At 34.3% G+C, this 216-nt stretch carries 1 protein-coding gene; it reads left to right on the forward strand.

From position 1 onward, the window contains the following. Nucleotides 1–216: aminoglycoside 6-adenylyltransferase (locus tag FOT98_RS31740; protein ID WP_186292159.1), on the forward strand; the 216-nt coding region annotated here is incomplete at both ends.

The following is a 216-nucleotide window of genomic DNA, read 5'->3' on the forward strand; positions in this document are numbered from 1 at the left end:
TATTGGATTAAAAAACCATCTGAGCGAGAGTTTGATGATTGCTGTAATGAGTTTTGGTGTGTATCAGCTTATATAGCAAAAGGCTTTTATAGGAAAGAGCTTTTTTATGCGCTAGACCATTTTAATCAAATTCTTCGTCCTGAACTCTTACGAATGATGTCATGGGAAGTTGGTATAAGAGAAGGATTTAATTTTAGTGTTGGCAAGAACCATAAA

It is taken from the genome of Bacillus sp. HY001 (assembly GCF_007558965.1).
Classification (GTDB): domain Bacteria; phylum Bacillota; class Bacilli; order Bacillales; family Bacillaceae_G; genus Bacillus_A; species Bacillus_A mobilis.